Annotated in this window: 22 protein-coding genes; 5 read left to right on the top strand and 17 right to left on the bottom strand. The window is 61.7% G+C overall.

Features of this window, described 5'->3' with window-relative positions:
* Positions 1 to 88: 88 nt before the first annotated feature.
* The 17 genes from hisA to P8X48_06345 all read right to left on the bottom strand — a co-directional run bounded on the left by hisA (position 89) and on the right by P8X48_06345 (position 13,045).
* Entirely contained in the window at positions 89 to 823 is a 735-nt protein-coding gene (hisA, locus tag P8X48_06425; GenBank protein MEJ2106952.1) for a 1-(5-phosphoribosyl)-5-[(5-phosphoribosylamino)methylideneamino]imidazole-4-carboxamide isomerase, read from the bottom strand.
* Positions 824 to 837: 14 nt separating this feature from the next.
* Complete coding sequence (gene hisH / locus P8X48_06420; protein MEJ2106951.1) at positions 838 to 1,485, bottom strand: imidazole glycerol phosphate synthase subunit HisH; 648 nt, start codon at positions 1,483 to 1,485, stop codon at positions 838 to 840.
* A 94-nt stretch (positions 1,486 to 1,579) separates the two neighbouring features.
* Positions 1,580 to 2,173, bottom strand: a complete 594-nt coding sequence (hisB, locus tag P8X48_06415) for an imidazoleglycerol-phosphate dehydratase HisB (protein ID MEJ2106950.1) — start codon at positions 2,171 to 2,173, stop codon at positions 1,580 to 1,582.
* Between the two features lie 63 nt (positions 2,174 to 2,236).
* Positions 2,237 to 3,319: a histidinol-phosphate transaminase gene (gene hisC, locus P8X48_06410; GenBank protein ID MEJ2106949.1), complete on the bottom strand. Its 1,083-nt coding sequence runs from the start codon at positions 3,317 to 3,319 to the stop codon at positions 2,237 to 2,239.
* A gap of 8 nt (positions 3,320 to 3,327) precedes the next feature.
* Entirely contained in the window at positions 3,328 to 4,644 is a 1,317-nt protein-coding gene (hisD, locus tag P8X48_06405) for a histidinol dehydrogenase (protein ID MEJ2106948.1), read from the bottom strand.
* Complete coding sequence (gene hisG, locus P8X48_06400) at positions 4,641 to 5,294, bottom strand: ATP phosphoribosyltransferase (protein MEJ2106947.1); 654 nt, start codon at positions 5,292 to 5,294, stop codon at positions 4,641 to 4,643. Before hisG ends, hisD begins: the two co-directional genes overlap by 4 nt.
* Positions 5,295 to 5,299: 5 nt before the next feature.
* Positions 5,300 to 6,595: a UDP-N-acetylglucosamine 1-carboxyvinyltransferase gene (gene murA, locus P8X48_06395; protein ID MEJ2106946.1), complete on the bottom strand. Its 1,296-nt coding sequence runs from the start codon at positions 6,593 to 6,595 to the stop codon at positions 5,300 to 5,302.
* A 150-nt stretch (positions 6,596 to 6,745) separates the two neighbouring features.
* Complete coding sequence (grxD, locus tag P8X48_06390) at positions 6,746 to 7,057, bottom strand: Grx4 family monothiol glutaredoxin (protein MEJ2106945.1); 312 nt, start codon at positions 7,055 to 7,057, stop codon at positions 6,746 to 6,748.
* A gap of 38 nt (positions 7,058 to 7,095) precedes the next feature.
* Positions 7,096 to 7,341 carry a BolA/IbaG family iron-sulfur metabolism protein gene (locus tag P8X48_06385; GenBank protein ID MEJ2106944.1) on the bottom strand — a complete coding sequence of 82 codons (246 nt, stop codon included), beginning with the start codon at positions 7,339 to 7,341 and terminating at the stop codon, positions 7,096 to 7,098.
* A gap of 98 nt (positions 7,342 to 7,439) precedes the next feature.
* Positions 7,440 to 8,201 carry an ABC transporter permease gene (locus tag P8X48_06380; GenBank protein MEJ2106943.1) on the bottom strand — a complete coding sequence of 254 codons (762 nt, stop codon included), beginning with the start codon at positions 8,199 to 8,201 and terminating at the stop codon, positions 7,440 to 7,442.
* Positions 8,198 to 9,124 carry an ABC transporter ATP-binding protein gene (locus tag P8X48_06375; GenBank protein ID MEJ2106942.1) on the bottom strand — a complete coding sequence of 309 codons (927 nt, stop codon included), beginning with the start codon at positions 9,122 to 9,124 and terminating at the stop codon, positions 8,198 to 8,200. Before P8X48_06375 ends, P8X48_06380 begins: the two co-directional genes overlap by 4 nt.
* Positions 9,121 to 9,453: an STAS domain-containing protein gene (locus tag P8X48_06370; GenBank protein MEJ2106941.1), complete on the bottom strand. Its 333-nt coding sequence runs from the start codon at positions 9,451 to 9,453 to the stop codon at positions 9,121 to 9,123. The genes P8X48_06375 and P8X48_06370 overlap by 4 nt, the downstream gene beginning before the upstream one ends.
* Entirely contained in the window at positions 9,450 to 10,094 is a 645-nt protein-coding gene (locus P8X48_06365; protein ID MEJ2106940.1) for an ABC transporter substrate-binding protein, read from the bottom strand. Before P8X48_06365 ends, P8X48_06370 begins: the two co-directional genes overlap by 4 nt.
* Positions 10,095 to 10,114: 20 nt before the next feature.
* Positions 10,115 to 10,594 (bottom strand): outer membrane lipid asymmetry maintenance protein MlaD, encoded by a 480-nt coding sequence (gene mlaD / locus P8X48_06360; protein ID MEJ2106939.1) that lies wholly within the window; start codon positions 10,592 to 10,594, stop codon positions 10,115 to 10,117.
* Positions 10,595 to 11,395 carry a lipid asymmetry maintenance ABC transporter permease subunit MlaE gene (gene mlaE, locus P8X48_06355; protein MEJ2106938.1) on the bottom strand — a complete coding sequence of 267 codons (801 nt, stop codon included), beginning with the start codon at positions 11,393 to 11,395 and terminating at the stop codon, positions 10,595 to 10,597.
* Positions 11,396 to 11,412: 17 nt separating this feature from the next.
* Positions 11,413 to 12,240, bottom strand: coding sequence for an ATP-binding cassette domain-containing protein (locus P8X48_06350; protein MEJ2106937.1), 828 nt, complete (start codon positions 12,238 to 12,240; stop codon positions 11,413 to 11,415).
* Between the two features lie 115 nt (positions 12,241 to 12,355).
* Positions 12,356 to 13,045: a hypothetical protein gene (locus tag P8X48_06345; GenBank protein MEJ2106936.1), complete on the bottom strand. Its 690-nt coding sequence runs from the start codon at positions 13,043 to 13,045 to the stop codon at positions 12,356 to 12,358.
* Positions 13,046 to 13,181: 136 nt separating this feature from the next.
* Between P8X48_06345 and P8X48_06340 the strand changes: the two genes are divergently transcribed.
* The 5 genes from P8X48_06340 to lptB all read left to right on the top strand — a co-directional run.
* On the top strand, positions 13,182 to 14,156 hold the full coding sequence (locus P8X48_06340) for a KpsF/GutQ family sugar-phosphate isomerase (GenBank protein ID MEJ2106935.1): 975 nt from the start codon (positions 13,182 to 13,184) through the stop codon (positions 14,154 to 14,156).
* A gap of 4 nt (positions 14,157 to 14,160) precedes the next feature.
* On the top strand, positions 14,161 to 14,733 hold the full coding sequence (kdsC, locus tag P8X48_06335; GenBank protein ID MEJ2106934.1) for a 3-deoxy-manno-octulosonate-8-phosphatase KdsC: 573 nt from the start codon (positions 14,161 to 14,163) through the stop codon (positions 14,731 to 14,733).
* 20 nt (positions 14,734 to 14,753) lie between these two features.
* Complete coding sequence (gene lptC / locus P8X48_06330) at positions 14,754 to 15,206, top strand: LPS export ABC transporter periplasmic protein LptC (protein MEJ2106933.1); 453 nt, start codon at positions 14,754 to 14,756, stop codon at positions 15,204 to 15,206.
* Positions 15,203 to 15,718, top strand: coding sequence for a lipopolysaccharide transport periplasmic protein LptA (gene lptA, locus P8X48_06325; GenBank protein ID MEJ2106932.1), 516 nt, complete (start codon positions 15,203 to 15,205; stop codon positions 15,716 to 15,718). Before lptC ends, lptA begins: the two co-directional genes overlap by 4 nt.
* A gap of 41 nt (positions 15,719 to 15,759) precedes the next feature.
* On the top strand, positions 15,760 to 16,267 hold a 508-nt coding region (gene lptB, locus P8X48_06320; GenBank protein ID MEJ2106931.1), incomplete at its 3' end, for an LPS export ABC transporter ATP-binding protein.

Below are 16,267 nucleotides of genomic sequence, written 5' to 3'. Positions count from 1 at the left end.
GGTTACCGCCGTTGGCGGGGTGTCCGGAAACCCAGAAGAGTACGTCCTGTTGGAGGGAAAGGTCAAAAACCCCGTGCGGATCCGGGTTCTAGTTGCAGGTTTCTGCCAACTTTTGCGCCTCGGCGAAGTCCAGGGTCCCTTCGTAGATCGCGCGACCGGTGATGGCACCGACGATACCCTCGTCGGCCACTGCGCACAGGGCACGGATATCATCCAGGGTCTTGATGCCGCCGGATGCAATGACCGGGATGGAGATCGACTGGGCCAGATTCACGGTTGCATCCACGTTTACCCCGCTCATCATGCCGTCACGACCGATATCCGTATAGATGATCGCGTCCACGCCGTCGTCCTGGAAGCGCTGCGCCAGATCCACCACATCGTGACCCGAAAGCTTGGACCAGCCATCGATGGCCACCTTGCCGTCCTTTGCATCCAGGCCAACGATGATGTGGCCCGGAAATTCCGCGCACATGTCCCCGACAAAGTGCGGCGCATTGACTGCCTTGGTACCCAGGATGACGTACTGCACGCCCAGCTCCAGGTACGCCTGGATCGTATCCTCATCACGAATGCCACCGCCAACCTCCACCGGGACATCCGGATGGGCGCGGGTGATCGCCTCGATTGCCGTAGCATTGACCGGCTTGCCCTCAAAGGCTCCGTTCAGATCGACCAGGTGCAGGCGTCTGGCGCCCGCTTCGACCCAGCGCGTGGCCATGGCAACGGGGTCATCGGAGAACACCGTCTCCTCGTCCATGCGCCCCTGGCGCAGCCGCACACACTTGCCGTCTTTGATGTCGATGGCCGGAATGACCAGCATGTTGAAAACCCTGACTAACTCCTGCCGTCCCAGTTCAGGAAATTCTCGTACAAACGCAATCCTGCGTGTTGGCTTTTCTCGGGATGGAATTGCACCGCAAAAATATTCTCATGGCCGGCGGCCGAGGTAAACCGTAAACCATACTCGGTTGTACCATAAATGAAGTCCGCGTCGGTCGTATCTGCGTAAAAGCTGTGTACAAAATAGAATCGGGCGTCCTGGGGTATGCCGGCCCACAGGGGATGGGCCTGCACGTGGTGCACCTGGTTCCACCCCATGTGCGGAATCTTGAGGCGCTCCCCGGTCATTTCGTCGGAAAGACCCGAGGGGAAACGACGCACCGTACCGGGAATCCGGCCCAGCCCGCGCGTACCCCCGCCCTCCTCGCTGGACTCATACAACACCTGCAGTCCCAGGCAGACCCCAAGGAACGGCTTGTTGCGCATGGCATCCTCGAGCGCATCGAGCAACTCGTGCTCCTGCAGGGCGCGGACACAACCGCCGATGGCGCCCTGGCCCGGAAACACAACCCGGTCGGCGCGGCGAATGCCGTCCGGATCGTCGACGATCGTGACCCGGGTGGAGCCCCCCACGTGTTCGATGGCCTTGCACACGGAGCGCAGGTTTCCCATGCCATAGTCGATGACGGCAACGCTGCCCATCGGGGTTAGTCCTGGCGGCCCGGCGCCAACGATAGAATTTGCATCGGGGATTCCATGGAATCGAACGTGGACATGGTGCCGCCGGTGGCGGTCCCTACAGACTCCCCTTGGTGGACGGTATGACGTCACCCAGGCGCGCATCCGCCTCCAACGCCAACCGCATTGCACGACCGAAGGCCTTGAAGACCGTTTCAGCGATGTGGTGCGCATTGGCGCCGCGCAAGGCATCGATGTGCAGGGTCGTCAGGGAGTGATTGCTGAATCCCTGAAAGAACTCGTGGAACAGGTCCACGTCGAACTCGCCGATGCGGGCACGCGGAAACGCGACATGGTATTCCAGGCCGGGACGACCCGAAAAATCGATGACCACGCGACTGAGGGCCTCGTCCAGCGGAACGTAGGCGTGACCGTAGCGACGGATTCCCTTGCGGTCGCCCGCCGCCTGCGCCACCGCCTGGCCGAACACAATGCCGATGTCCTCCACCGTGTGGTGGGCGTCGATGTGGAGATCTCCCTCGGCCTGGATATTCAGGTCGATCAGGCCGTGGCGCGCGATCTGTTCCAGCATGTGTTCGAGAAACGGCAGACCGGTGGCCAGCTTGCTCTCGCCGGATCCGTCCAGATTGACGGAGACTGTAATCCGGGTCTCCTTGGTGTCGCGACTCACGGTCGCGGTGCGCGCGTTCACAATGGTTTCAGCCTGGTGGAAAGTGACTGCGATACTACCAGAACCCGGGACGGATCCGCATCCTCAGAGCAACCCGGCCACTGCGGACAGGAATGCGTCGTTCTCTTCCGGCGTACCGATAGTGACACGCAGACAACCGGCCAGCTGCGGATCGCTACCGTCGAGCTTCTTGATCAGGACCCCGGCGTCCCGCAGCCTTGCATGGACCTCACCCGCTTCCCGTTCACTGGTACGGAACAGGATGAAGTTGGCGTCGCTCGGCCAGACTCGTATGCCGGACATGTCCGCCAGGGCCTGGGCCACCCGGGCCCGTTCCTCACGAATGAGCAAGGTCTGCTGCTCCAGCCAGTCACGCCGCTCCAGGGCAAACTCCGCGGTCACCTGAGTGAGGACATTGATATTGTAGGGCAGGCGTACCTTGTTGAATTCCGCCAGCCACTGCCCGGGCCCGGCCAGCACACCCAGGCGCAATCCCGCCAGTCCCAGCTTGGACACGGTGCGCATAACCACCAGGTTCTCGAACTCGCCAAGGCGATCCATGAAGCTGGCTCCGGCAAATGCGTGGTAGGCCTCGTCCATCACCACCAGTCCCGAGGTCTCGGAAAGAATGGCCTCGATATCGCCAGTGTCGAACAGATTGCCCGTGGGGTTGTTTGGGTAGGCGAGAAATACCGCCGCCGGATCGCGGGCCCGGATCGCGGCAAGCATGGCCTCGCGGTCAAGACCGAAGTCCTCCGCCCGCAGGGGAACGCCAACGAATTCCATGCCCGTGAACTGCGCTGTAATCGCGTACATGACGAAGGTCGGGCTTGGCGCAAGGACCACGGCACCGGGACGGCCAAGCGCCAGCAGGATCATCTGGATGATTTCATCCGAGCCGTTGCCGAGCAGCACGGCCTGCCCGTCCGGAACCTCCATCGCCTCGCGCAATCGACCTTGCAACGCGGACGCTTCCGGATCGGGATAGCGGTTCACGTCGACGGTACGCAGGCGCGCCAGCCAGGCCTCGCGGATTTCCTCAGGCCAGGTGTAGGGGTTTTCCATGGCGTCGAGCTTGACCAGACCGCTCGCGTCGGCCACACCATAGGCATGCAGTTCGCGGATCTCGTCACGCACCCGGCGGCGTACGCGATCATCGATACTCATGGGATCTCTCAGGCCTGCGACTTGATGCGGAACTCCGCCGAACGCGCGTGGGCGGTCAAGCCCTCTCCCCGCGCCAGCACCGAGGCGGTGCGCCCCAATGCATCGGCGCCCTTTGCGGAACACATGATCAGACTGGAGCGCTTCTGGAAATCATACACGCCCAGGGGTGAACTGAATCGCGCGGTACCGGCCGTGGGCAGGACATGATTGGGACCGGCACAGTAGTCGCCCAGAGCCTCCGCCGTGTAGCGCCCGATAAAGATCGCACCGGCATGACGGATGCGATGCGCCACCACCTCGGCATCCTCGATGGACAACTCAAGATGTTCCGGCGCCATGGTGTTGACCAGCTCTACGGCACGGTCCAGATCGGCGACGGTAATCAGGGCGCCACGGGACTCCAGGGAGGCGCGGATGATGTCACGCCGCGGCATGTCTTCGATCAGCTCCTCCATGGCGGCGCGCACGGCAGCGGCGAATTCCGGATCCAGGCTGATCAGGATGGCCTGGGCCTGCTCGTCGTGCTCGGCCTGGGAGAAAAGATCCATGGCCACCCACGCCGGATCGGTCTTGCCGTCACACACCACCACGATCTCCGATGGCCCGGCGATCATGTCGATGTCCACGGCGCCGAAGACCATGCGCTTGGCGGTAGCGACGTAGATGTTTCCGGGTCCGACGATCTTGTCGACGCGCGGCACGGTGTCAGTACCGTAGGCCAGGGCCGCGACGGCCTGGGCGCCACCGATGGAAAATACGCGATCGACCCCCGCCAGTTCGGCGGCGGCCAGCACCATGTCGTTGAGTGCACCATTGGGCGCGGGAACCACCATGATCAGCTCACCGACCCCGGCGACCTTGGCCGGAATGGCGTTCATGAGTACCGAGGACGGATAGGCCGCCTTGCCACCGGGCACGTACAGTCCAACCCGATCCAGGGGGGTCACCTGCTGGCCGAGCACGGTGCCATCCTCCTCCGCATACTGCCAGGACTCGCCCTTCTGCCGCTCATGATAACGGCGCACACGTTCGGCGGCCTCGGTCAGCGCCTGGCGCACCTCGGGCTTCAGCGAGCCCAGGGCATCAGTCATTCTTGCACGGGGGATCTCCAGTTCCGCCGCCTTCGCCACGCGGAGCCGATCAAAGCGCTCGGTGTACTCCAGCAGGGCGACATCCCCACGGGCGCGAACATCCTCGACGATGGCGCGGACATCTTTCTCCACCGGGTTGTCACCGCCCTGGCCACGGTCGAGCAGGGACTCAAGCCGGTCGGCAAAGTCCGGGGCGCCGGCATCGAGCTCGCGTATGGCCAACTTCGCGCTCACGCCTTTGCCTCCACAGCGGCACGCAGGCGCGAGACCAGGTCCTTGACCGCGGCAGACTTCATTTTCATGGCGGCCTTGTTGGATACGAGACGTGAACTGATATCGGCGATGTGTTCCACCTCCACCAGGCCGTTGGCCTTCAGCGTCGATCCGGTGCTGACCAGGTCGACGATCCGGTCCGACAAACCGGCCAGGGGGGCGAGTTCCATGGACCCGTACAGTTTGATGATGTCGGTCTGGATTCCCTTGGCGGCGAAGTGCCGGCGGGTGATGTTCACGTATTTCGTGGCGATGCGCAGGCGCGTCCAGGTGCGCGGATCATCGCTGCGGGCCAGGCCCTCGGGCTCGGCCACCGCCAGCCGGCACCGGGCAATGCCGAGGTCGAGCAGTTCATAAAGGCCGGCGCCGTCGGTTTCCATCAAGACATCCTTGCCCGCTACACCCAGATCGGCGGCACCGAATTCCACGTAGGTCGGCACATCTGCAGCGCGAATGATCACCAGACGAATCGACGGCAGATTCGTCTGCAGAATCAGCTTGCGACTGGTGGCCGGATCTTCCGCGGGCGTAACGCCGGCGGCCTGCAACAAGGGAAGGGTCTCGTCCAGGATGCGGCCTTTGGACAAGGCGATGGTCAGGGACTCGGTCATGGGAACTACGCCGTCTGGCGATCCTGTATCTTTTTCAGGGTCTCCGACGGTGCGCGCCGGATCTTCGCGCCCAGCCCCGCCAGTTTTTCCTCGATACATTCGTAGCCGCGGTCAATGTGATAGATGCGATCAACGACGGTGTCGCCCTCCGCCACCAGTCCCGCCAGGGCCAGGCTGGCCGAAGCGCGAAGGTCGGTCGCCATCACCGGTGCCGCGTGCAGCTGTGGTACGCCGGTCACCACGGCAGTATTGCCGTTCAATTCGATGTCGGCACCCATGCGCTGCAGTTCCTGCACGTGCATGAAACGGTTTTCAAACACGGTCTCGGTGACCATCCCCGTGCCTTCGGCGATGGAGTTCAGGACGACGAACTGCGCCTGCATGTCCGTGGGGAAGGCCGGGTACGGCGCCGTGCGTACGCCCACGGCCTTGGGCCGGCGGCCGTTCATCTGCACCCGGATCCAGTCGTCTCCCATCTCCAGACCCACGCCGGCTTCGTGCAACTTGTCCAGCACCGCCTCCACCAGCCGTGGCTGGGTATTGCGCACCCGCACATCACCGCCGGTGATGGCGGCCGCGACCAGATAGGTCCCGGTTTCGATCCGGTCCGGAATCACGGTGTGCTCGGCGCCGTGCAATTCCTCTACGCCCTCAATCGTGATCATGTCGCTACCGGCGCCGCTAATGCGCGCGCCCATGCGGTTGAGGCACTCGGCGAGATCGGTAACCTCCGGCTCACGGGCGGCGTTCTCGATGACGGTGGTCCCATCGGCCAGAGTTGCCGCCATCATGATGTTCTCGGTACCGGTCACGGACACCATGTCCATGAAGATACGCGCGCCCTTGAGGCGTTGCGCCCGCGCCTTGATGTAGCCATCCTCGATGGAAATATCCGCGCCCATGGCCTGCAGGCCCTTGATGTGCAGATTGACCGGTCGCGACCCAATGGCGCAGCCACCCGGCATGGATACCTCGGCTTCACCGAAACGCGCCAACAACGGGCCCAGCACCAGGATGGAGGCACGCATGGTCTTGACCAGATCGTAGGGCGCGCGAATCGAGGTGATCTCCGTGGCATCGGCCTCGATGGACATCTTTTCATCCACCACCAGGCGCACCCCCATGATGCCCAGCAGGCCCATGGTGGTGGTGATGTCCTGCAGGTGCGGGACGTTATTGATGCGCAAGGATCCCTTTGCCAGCAGGGAGGCCACCAGCACCGGGAGTGCGGCGTTCTTGGCGCCCGAAATGCGAACATCGCCCTGCAAGGGAGTGCCGCCGGTTACGATCAGCTTGTCCATGGACTTGTTCGTTGTGGTTCAGGGTAGACGGGGAAGACCCCGGGAATCGCGCCGCCCGGGGACGGACAGCCCGTACGGTATGCCCTGCGCCCCAAAAAAACAAGGCTGCCCTCCGGGCAGCCTGTCGATGTGAGCCGGTAGACGGTCGCGCTACTTGAGCTGCTCCACCAGCTTCTGGAGTTCGCCGCGCTGGTACATCTCGGTCATGATATCGGCCCCGCCGATGAACTTGCCGTCCACGTACAGCTGCGGAATGGTCGGCCAGCTCGAATACTCCTTGATGCCCGAGCGCATTTCGTCGTCCGAAAGGACATCAAAAGACCCAAACTCGACACCGCAGGCCTGCAGGATCTGGACCGCGCGGCCGGAAAAACCGCACTGGGGAAACTGCGGCGTACCCTTCATATAGAGCATGACCTTGTTGTTCTGGATCTGCTCGGCAATACGTTCCTGTGTGCTCATACTCGTGCCCCTCAAATAGACTGGTTCGGTGTGTTGGCCTACTGGCCGCCGGCGGCCTCGTATTCGGCCGGGGTGAAGGTGCGCATGGAAAGCGCGTGAATCTCCGCCCGCATCTTGTCACCCAGGGCCTGGTAGACCATTTGATGCTGTTCCACCATGGATTTTCCCTCGAAGACATCGGAAACGACGATCGCCTCGAAATGGGCTCCGTCGTCTCCCTGGACCATCACCCGGGCGCCGGCCAGGCCCTGCTCAATCAGCTGCCGGATGGTGTCTGCCTGCATCGTCATATCGTCCCTTTATATCGGGCTGGGCCCGGGGAATTCAAGGGCGGCAGCATAGGGTCTTGGGAATCAAAAGAAAACACACTGGGCGTACGGACTCAGTCCCGCAGGCGGTAGCCGCGGCGCAACATCTCCAGCGTCACCACGGCCAGGGCCACCAATGCCCCGAATACCACCGCGAGACTGATCCAGGGGGCGATGTCCGAGACCCCGAAGAACCCGTAACGAAACCCGTCGATCATGTAGAAAAACGGGTTAAACCGCGACAGATGCAGCCAAAGCGTGGGCAGGGAATGGATGGAATAGAACACCCCGCTGAGGAATGAGAGGGGCATGATCACGAAATTCTGGAACCCCGCCAGCTGGTCGAATTTTTCCGCCCACATTCCGGCGATGATCCCCAGGGTACCGAGAACGGCCCCGCTGAGAATAGCGAAGGCGATGACAATCAGGGGATGCTGCACCGGCAGGGGCACGAACAGTTTTCCAACCACGAACACCCCCAACCCCACCATCACGCCTCGCGCCGCCGCCGCCAGAACGAAGGCCAGATAGAACTCCAGATAGGAAAGCGGGGCCAGCAGGACAAAGACCAGATTCCCGGTTACCTTCGACTGAATGATGCTGGACGAACTGTTGGCGAAGGAATTCTGGATCAGGGACATCATCATGAGCCCGGGGATCAAAAAGGATCCGTAGCCGACACCTTCGAACACCTCCATCCTGCCTTCAAGCACATGGGCGAACACCAGGAGATACAGCAACGCAGTGATGACCGGGGCCCCCAGGGTCTGCAGCCACACCTTGGAGAACCGCAGTGTCTCCTTGTAGAACAGCGTGTAGAAACCGCGGGGATTCATGCTTCGGGCCTCTGTACCAGTTCCACGAACACATCCTCCAGATCCGCGGCCTCGGTCTGCACATCGGTCACCCGGACCCCGGAACTTCGCAAGGCATCAATGGCGTCAACGACCGAGTCCTGCTCGCGATCGAGTTCCAGTTCCAGAGACTGCTCGTCCAGGCGCCTGACCTTGTCGGCGATCGCCGGCGGGAGCTCGCCGGCCGGACCATCAAAGGAAATGCACACGCGCATGCGGCGACCGATGCCCTGGGCCAGCAATCGGGACTTGGTGTCCAACGCCACCACCTCGCCGTGATTGAGTATCGCGATGCGGTCGCACAGGGATTCCGCTTCTTCGAGGTAGTGCGTGGTCAGCACAATGGTGTGTCCTTCGCCGTGCAACTGGCGCACGAACACCCACAGGGACTGGCGCAGTTCCACGTCCACGCCGGCGGTCGGTTCGTCGAGCACTACTACCTCGGGCTTGTGCACCAGGGCCTGGGCTATCAGCACCCTGCGCTTCATGCCCCCGGACAGCGCACGCATATTGCTTTCGGCCTTGTCCGCCAGTTGCAGGGCATCCATGAGGCGTTCGATCCAGTCATGGGCAATGGATCCCAGACCGAAGTAGCCGGCCTGGATCCGCAGGACCTCACGCACGGTAAAGAACGGATCGAATACAAGCTCCTGGGGAACGATGCCGAGATGTCGACGGGACTCGCGGTACTGCGAAACCACATCCTTTCCAAGAACACTGACGGACCCGACAGTGGCGCGACTCAGACCGGCGATGATGTTGATCAGTGTGGACTTGCCGGCCCCGTTCGGGCCGAGCAGGCCAAAAAACTCGCCGCGTTCAACCGTGAAAGTGACACCCTTCAGGGCACGCAGGTCTCCGTAGCGCTTTTCGACGCCACGGATATCGATGGCCGCTTCCGTCATGACGGAGAGTTGTTGCCGATGAGATCCTGCAGGCCGTTGATGCGGATGATCTCCGCAACCTGGCGGTCGATGCCGGCATAGTGAATCGAGAGCCCCTTGCCACGGGCCTGGACCAGCCATTCCAGCAACAGGGCAAGTCCCGCGCTGTCGGCCCAGGGCACGCCCGTCAGATCGACGGTCAGGTTCGACAGGCCCCGACCCAGCCACTGGGCAGACTGCGGAAGCACCGACGGGACGGTGGCGAAATTGAGCGGACCGGTGACCTGGACCGTGTCACCCTGCAGGGAGACACTCGCGGTCGCCGCGGATGAGCCGGGTTTGTTCGTCACTTGCTTCCCTGGGCGGCAACGGCCTCGGCCTTGCGGTTCTGTTCGGCCAGACTGTTGATGACCGCATCCAGGCCCTCTTTCTGGATCCGCGTGCCGTAGACCTTGCGATAGTTGGTCACCAGACTAACCCCGTCAATCGTAAGATCGAACACCTTCCAGCCTTGCGGACCGTTGTAGAACGTAAAGTAGATCGGAACATTGGCCTCGCCACTGGTCTGCTTGAGCTCAGTCTTCACCAGAACGATGTGGTCGGTCGGCTTGCCGGTATAGGGGAGATAGATGACCTGCTGGTCGTTGTAGCGCAGCAGGGCCGTGGCGTAAGTGCGAACCAGGAGCTTGCGGAACTCGTCCGCAAAACGCTGCTTCTGGGCCTCGCTCGCCCGGCGCCAGGCCAGACCCAACACATACTGCGACATCTTGCGGAAATCGAAATACGGCAGGATGCGCTCGTTGACCATGGCATACAGGCGATTGTTGTCGGCCGCGTAGTAGCCGTGTTTTTTCTTGAGCAGGGGCAGAATCTCGCCGCTGACCGCCTTGACCAACTCGTCCGGCTGCTTCTGCGCGGGCTGTGTGTCGGCCGCCATCGCGGGCGAAGCAAGCAGGGCCAGGCAAGGGAGCATCCATAACAGATTTTTCATGACCATTCCTCGCAACAGGGCTATTTCTTCTCGGTTCCGGAACCTTCAGTCAGTTTGACCATCACTTGGCCAATAAGGTTCTCCAGCACCAGGGCCGACTGCGTAAGCGTAATCTGGCTTCCGTTCTTCAGGTACTGATCACTGCCCCCGGGGACGATACCTATATATTGTTCGCCCAGAAGGCCGGAGGTCAGAATGGAAGCGCTGGCATCGTCCGGGATGTTTTTGTACTTGCCATCGATGGACATGGATACAATCGCCTCGTAGTTCCGGGGGTCGAATCCGATATTCGTTACACGACCGATGCGCACGCCGGCCATGGTGACGGCGGCCTTGACCTTGAGACCGCCGATATTCTGGAATTTCGCCGTGACCACGTAGGGGTTGGACACGTCCGCGCTGCCCAGATTGCCCACGCGAAAGGCCAGCATCGCCACCGCCAGCAAACCGCCGGCAACAAAAATGCCGACCCATAGCTCCACCGTACGTTTCTGTACCATCTACAGCTCTCCCAGCATCAAGGAAGTCAGGATGAAATCGAGCGCCAGCACCGCCAGCGATGAATAGACAACCGTGTGATTCGTGGCCCGGGCCACGCCTTCGGAGGTCGGAACCGCATCATACCCCTCAAACACCGCGATCCAGCTGACCACGAATCCGAAGACGACACTCTTGATGATGCCATTGAGGATATCATCGTAGAAATCGACCCCGTTCTGCATCTGCGACCAGAAAGATCCCGCATCCACCCCCACCAGGCCGACACCCACCAGGTGGCCGCCGAGCACGCCGACGGCGCTGAACATCGCCGCCAGCAGGGGCATGGCGATCAGGCCCGCGACAAACCGGGGTGCAATCACACGTTTGACCGGGTCGACGGCCATCATTTCCATGCCCGCCAGCTGTTCGGTTGCCTTCATCAGACCGATCTCCGCGGTCAGGGCCGAGCCGGCACGGCCGGCAAATAGCAGGGCGGTAACCACGGGCCCGAGTTCTCGTACCAGGCCCATGGCGACCACCAGGCCCAGGCTCTCCTCGGCGCCGAAGGTCACCAGGGTATTGTAGCCCTGCAGCGCCAGCACCATGCCCACAAACAGGCCGGCAACGAGGATAATCAGTAGCGTCAGTACACCGACGTTGAACACCTGTTGTATGACAAGGTAGAAGCGCGGCACCAGGCTTCCGAGTCCCGACAGGATCTCGTACAGAAACAGACTGGCGCGGCCCAGTCGAGTGATGTCATTGATCGCGGCCGACCCAAGCGACGCGATCAGATTGACTACCCTTCCAAGGCCCCGCATTGATTTCGATTCGCCGTTCAACGCCTTCCGTCCTGCATAAGGTCGCCGAAGTACTCCGGTGCCGGGTATTGATAGGGAACCGGCCCGTCGGGCAATCCCTCCATGAACTGGCGTACATGAGGTGAAGTCGATTTCTGCACTTCCTCCGGCAATCCCTCGCCGATAATTCGTCCCTCTCCGACCAGATACGCGTAGTCGGAGATCTCGCAGGTCTCGGGCACATCATGGGAAACGACAATGGACGTGATTCCCAGCGTCTGATTCAGTTCTCGGATCAGCTTGGCGATCACACCCTTGGAGATCGGATCCAGCCCCGTGAACGGTTCGTCGTACATGATCATCATCGGCTCCAGGGCAATCGCGCGCGCCAGTGCCGCACGGCGCGCCATTCCGCCCGAGAGTTCCGATGGCATGAGCTGCCAGGCGCCACGCAAGCCAACGCGTTCCAGCTTCATCAGTACGACCTTGCGCAGGATGGTCTCCGGCAGCCGGGTATGCTCGCGGATGGGAAAGGCGACATTTTCGAAAAGCGTCAGGTCCGTCAGCAAGGCACCGGTCTGGAACAACATGCCCATGCGTTTGCGCAACTCGAACAGGCGCGCCTTGCTCAGCTCCGGAACCGGTTCGTTGTCCACGATAAGGCGACCGGAACTTGGCTTGAGTCGACCGCCAATCATGTTCAACAGCGTGGTCTTTCCGCAGCCACTGCCGCCCATGATGGCAACTACCTTGCCCCGCGGCACGGTGAGGGAGAGATTGTTCACAATGGGCCGGTCGCCGTAACTGAAGCTGACGCCGTCAACCACTACCATCGCTTCGTTGTCATCATTTCGTGCTTCGTTCATACCTGCATGTCACCGGATCTCGTGGCCGCGATAGCGTCCGGCCGATTCTAGACGAGTGCACTTGCCATTGCAGCAGTTTCGCGCACAACATTGCTGTAATACTCGCATTTCCTTTTCAGATCCCGAGCATCTCGGCAATAATGCGGGCCCCTGCTGCGGCCTCCGGCGCCTTGCTCCCCTCAAAGAAGAGTCCGGCGGCACCCCCATTTTGTTCCATCCACGCACCCAGCTTCTCGATGACCTCCCGCTGGCGCCGGGCATCGGCACCCCCGGCAATCGCGACCCACAACCCATCGCCTGGAGGTTCATCCATGTCCGATTCATCGCAATACCAAAGCACGGTGCCACCATTTGAGTATACGCACTCTGACAGGGCCCCGGTCCGCCACGGTCCGGCCAGATCGACGGAAACCGGTGCCAATTCACCTAGAGTCCGCAGGACCTGCCGCAACCATTCCGCGTCCGTTTCGGCAGCCGGGTCGGTCGTGAGCACGTAGCCGCGACGAAAGGGGTCCAGCAGTTCACTGTCGCGCCGGAACTGCTCCCACTTTTCCCGCCATTTCGGCAACGGGCGGGACAAATCGGACGGCAGTTCCAGGACCATGCGGAACGCCTTGTCCGCATCCTCGATCCAGTCTTCGATCGGCTGTTCCAGGTACCAGTGATTGGCGCTCATCAGTACGGCGCGATACTCGTTGCTGTAGTAGCCGAAGCGCCAGTCGTCCGGCAGTTCTTCCGGGTAGTAAGACCCCGCCCATTCATCGTGATCCCACCCGTGGGTGCCCACCATCAATGTTTCATCCACTTCCATCGTTCCTCGTCCGGCTCTCAGATTATTCCGGGATTTCGCCGCCTCATAGGCGAATCCGGCGACATTGGATTATACTGGCCCGCAATTCCTGAAACATACAGCCAAGCCGGCTGCCAAGCGATTACGCCACATGGCCGAATCCTCCGTCTTTCTCAATCCCGCCAAGAACGTCGTCCAGCTGGAGACCCGGGCCATAGGTGCGCTCGCGGATCGAATCGGTGACGAGTTCGTCCGCGCCTGCCAGATCATACTGGCCGGTCAGGGTCGTGTCGTGGTCGTTGGCATGGGCAAGTCCGGGCACATCGGTGGCAAGATTGCAGCAACGCTGGCGAGTACAGGAACGCCGGCCTTTTTCGTACACCCGGGAGAGGCGAGCCACGGGGATCTCGGCATGATTACGGAACAGGACGTGGTGCTCGCGATTTCCAATTCGGGAAACACGGAAGAGATCCTGACTATCCTCCCATTGATCAAGCGCATGGATATTCGGCTCATCGCCATGACCGGCAACCGCAACTCGCCGCTGGCGCATGAATCCGACGTCGTCCTGGACATCGGTGTGGAAAAGGAGGCATGTCCGCTGAACCTGGCGCCCACGTCCAGCACGACCGCGACCCTGGTTATGGGCGATGCCCTCGCGGTGGCACTTCTGGAATCGCGCGGGTTTACCGCTGATGACTTCGCCCGCTCTCATCCCGGCGGCCGGCTGGGGCGACGCCTTCTTCTGTATGTTCGCGATATCATGCACACGGGCGACCGTGTTCCGGTGGTGCGGGACGACGCACCGCTGCGCGAGGCACTGGTGGAAATGAGCAGCAAGGGCCTGGGCATGACCGGCGTGGTTGCCGGCGACGATCGCCTGGTCGGGATGTTCACCGATGGCGACCTTCGGCGCATTCTTGCCCAGGGCGTCGACGTCTACAACGCACGAATGAGCGATGTGATGACCCACGACCCCATCACTACCGGTGATGACGTCCTCGCGGCGGAAATCGTGAACCTGATGCAGGAGAAGAAGATCAACAGCATTTGTGTCATCGATCCGGACCGGAAGATCATCGGCGCCCTCAATATGCACGACCTGCTTCGTGCGGGACTGGTATAGAGCCATGACCGAACCAACTCCGGTACCCGCCCATCTCGCACCCACATTCGAAATCGACCGCGATGTCATCGAGCGGGCGCGGGGCATCCGGCTTGCGATTTTCGATGTGGACGGTGTGCTGACGGACGGCAGCCTTTTCCTCGGGGATAACGGCGAGGAGTACAAGGCGTTCAACTCCCGGGACGGTCACGGCATGAAAATGCTGGTGCGCAACGGCGTGGAGACCGCGATCATTACCGGTCGGACTTCGCGCGTGGTGGAGCACCGGTGCCGCGACATTGAGATCAAGCACCTGTTCCAGGGCGCCGCAGAAAAGCTTCCGGTATTCGAGGCGCTAATCGGAAAACTCGGATTGTCGCCCGAACAGGCTGCCTTCGTTGGCGATGATATCGTGGATCTGCCGATCATGCGGCGTGTCGGCCTCTCCGTCGCCGTGCACGATGCACATCCGTTGATCCGCGAATATTCCCACTGGGTGACGCCCAGTCCCGGCGGTCGGGGCGGAGCGAGGGAATTCTGCGAAATGCTCATGTACGCGCAGGGGTCCTACGCCGACGAAATGAAGAAATATCTGTAGAGACCTGGCCCGGTGTCCACGTGGACCGAAAACATCTAACTCTCACCGCGGCTGTCATTCTGTTCGCCGCCCTGCTTTGGTGGCTATCGGGACTGATTCATCTGCCACGAGCCGCACCAGGCCCCGCTTCGGCCGATGTACCGGACTACACCATGGAAAACATGCACGCAACGCAGATGGACAAGACAGGCCGACCGGAGTACCGCCTGACGGCGCAGCGGCTCACGCACTTTCCCGTACGCAAGCTGTCCCTGCTGGACAAGCCGGACCTGGTTCAGTACCACCCGGGGGATGTTACCGTAACAACACGGGCCGACCGTGCCAGCTTCCCGGACAGTGGAAGGGAAATCGAAATGTTCGACAATGTGCGAATCGTGGAACGGCGCAAGGGACGGGTGGTCAGCGATGTATCGGCCAACCATACCAAGGTCCTGCTCAAACCCCGGCCCAAACCCGCAGCGGAGAAGCAGTGAAAGCAGCCACCTGTGTACGCCTGTCGGCCCTGTTGATCGTCGGCGCGATCCTGTTCCCGCCGGCAACGGCGCGAGCGCTGGAATCCGATCAGAACCAGCCCGTGTACCTGCGCGCAGACTCCATTGTCTACAACGAGGCCACCGGGAAGAGCGAGTATCGCGGCGGCGTCTCCCTGCGCCAGGGAAGCCTGCACATTTCCGCCGACGTTGCTACAGCAATAAGGCATGGCCGTGAGCTGGAAACCGTTACCGCGCAGGGAAGGCCCGCGCGGGCACGCCAGCTTGTGGAAGAGGAACCGCGGGAGATCATTCTGCGCGGAGAAAACATACGCTACGATGCCCATCCCCGGCAGATCACCCTGAACGGCCAGGTGGACGTGCAACGGGGGCGCGACCGGATTGCCGCAGACAAGGCGATCTATGATCTGGACAAGGGAATTCTGGAGGCGTGGGGTCGGCCTGGTCACCCGATATCCGCCACCCTGTGGCGCCAGCCGGAAACCAAGCCGTGACCACGAAAAAGCAAAACAAGAATACCCTCGCGGTATCCGGCCTGTACAAGGAGTATCGCGGACGCCAGGTCGTCAACGATGTCTCCCTGGAGATCACCAGCGGTGAGGTAGTGGGCCTGCTCGGCCCGAACGGAGCGGGGAAGACTACCTGCTTTTACATGATTGTCGGACTGATTCGCCCTGACGGGGGATCCCTGACCCTGGGCGGACAGGACATCACCCGCCTGCCCATGCACCGGCGCGCGCACCTGGGGCTGGGTTATCTGCCCCAGGAGGCCTCGATCTTTCGCAAACTGACTGTGGAACAGAACATCCTGGCCATCCTGGAAACCCGGTCTGACCTGGACGCCGAGCAACGACAGCAGAAGCTGGAGACCCTGCTGCATGACCTGGCCATCGAGGAGCGGCGAAATACGCTGGGAATCAGCCTTTCCGGGGGTGAGCGGCGGCGGGCCGAGATTGCCCGGGCGTTGGCCACGGAGCCGGAGTTTATCCTGCTGGACGAGCCCTTCGCCGGCGTGGACCCCATTTCCGTTATAGAAATACAAC

The sequence above is a fragment of the Acidiferrobacteraceae bacterium genome (assembly GCA_037388825.1).
GTDB lineage: Bacteria > Pseudomonadota > Gammaproteobacteria > Acidiferrobacterales > JAJDNE01 > JARRJV01.
Note: the sequence above shows the minus strand (reverse complement) of the source record. Positions and strands in the feature narration are given on the sequence as shown.

Excerpts from the sequence above, each read along its gene's own strand:
- hisA (MEJ2106952.1), bottom strand. The coding sequence starts at position 823 with ATGCTGGTCATTCCGGCCATCGACATCAAAGACGGCAAGTGTGTGCGG.
- hisH (MEJ2106951.1), bottom strand. The coding sequence starts at position 1,485 with ATGGGCAGCGTTGCCGTCATCGACTATGGCATGGGAAACCTGCGCTCC.
- hisC (MEJ2106949.1), bottom strand. The coding sequence starts at position 3,319 with ATGAGTATCGATGATCGCGTACGCCGCCGGGTGCGTGACGAGATCCGC.
- hisG (MEJ2106947.1), bottom strand. The coding sequence starts at position 5,294 with ATGACCGAGTCCCTGACCATCGCCTTGTCCAAAGGCCGCATCCTGGAC.
- murA (MEJ2106946.1), bottom strand. The coding sequence starts at position 6,595 with ATGGACAAGCTGATCGTAACCGGCGGCACTCCCTTGCAGGGCGATGTT.
- grxD (MEJ2106945.1), bottom strand. The coding sequence starts at position 7,057 with ATGAGCACACAGGAACGTATTGCCGAGCAGATCCAGAACAACAAGGTC.
- P8X48_06385 (MEJ2106944.1), bottom strand. The coding sequence starts at position 7,341 with ATGCAGGCAGACACCATCCGGCAGCTGATTGAGCAGGGCCTGGCCGGC.
- P8X48_06380 (MEJ2106943.1), bottom strand. The coding sequence starts at position 8,201 with ATGAATCCCCGCGGTTTCTACACGCTGTTCTACAAGGAGACACTGCGG.
- P8X48_06375 (MEJ2106942.1), bottom strand. The coding sequence starts at position 9,124 with ATGACGGAAGCGGCCATCGATATCCGTGGCGTCGAAAAGCGCTACGGA.
- P8X48_06365 (MEJ2106940.1), bottom strand. The coding sequence starts at position 10,094 with ATGAAAAATCTGTTATGGATGCTCCCTTGCCTGGCCCTGCTTGCTTCG.
- mlaD (MEJ2106939.1), bottom strand. The coding sequence starts at position 10,594 with ATGGTACAGAAACGTACGGTGGAGCTATGGGTCGGCATTTTTGTTGCC.
- mlaE (MEJ2106938.1), bottom strand. The coding sequence starts at position 11,395 with ATGCGGGGCCTTGGAAGGGTAGTCAATCTGATCGCGTCGCTTGGGTCG.
- P8X48_06350 (MEJ2106937.1), bottom strand. The coding sequence starts at position 12,240 with ATGAACGAAGCACGAAATGATGACAACGAAGCGATGGTAGTGGTTGAC.
- P8X48_06340 (MEJ2106935.1), top strand. The coding sequence starts at position 13,182 with ATGGCCGAATCCTCCGTCTTTCTCAATCCCGCCAAGAACGTCGTCCAG.
- kdsC (MEJ2106934.1), top strand. The coding sequence starts at position 14,161 with ATGACCGAACCAACTCCGGTACCCGCCCATCTCGCACCCACATTCGAA.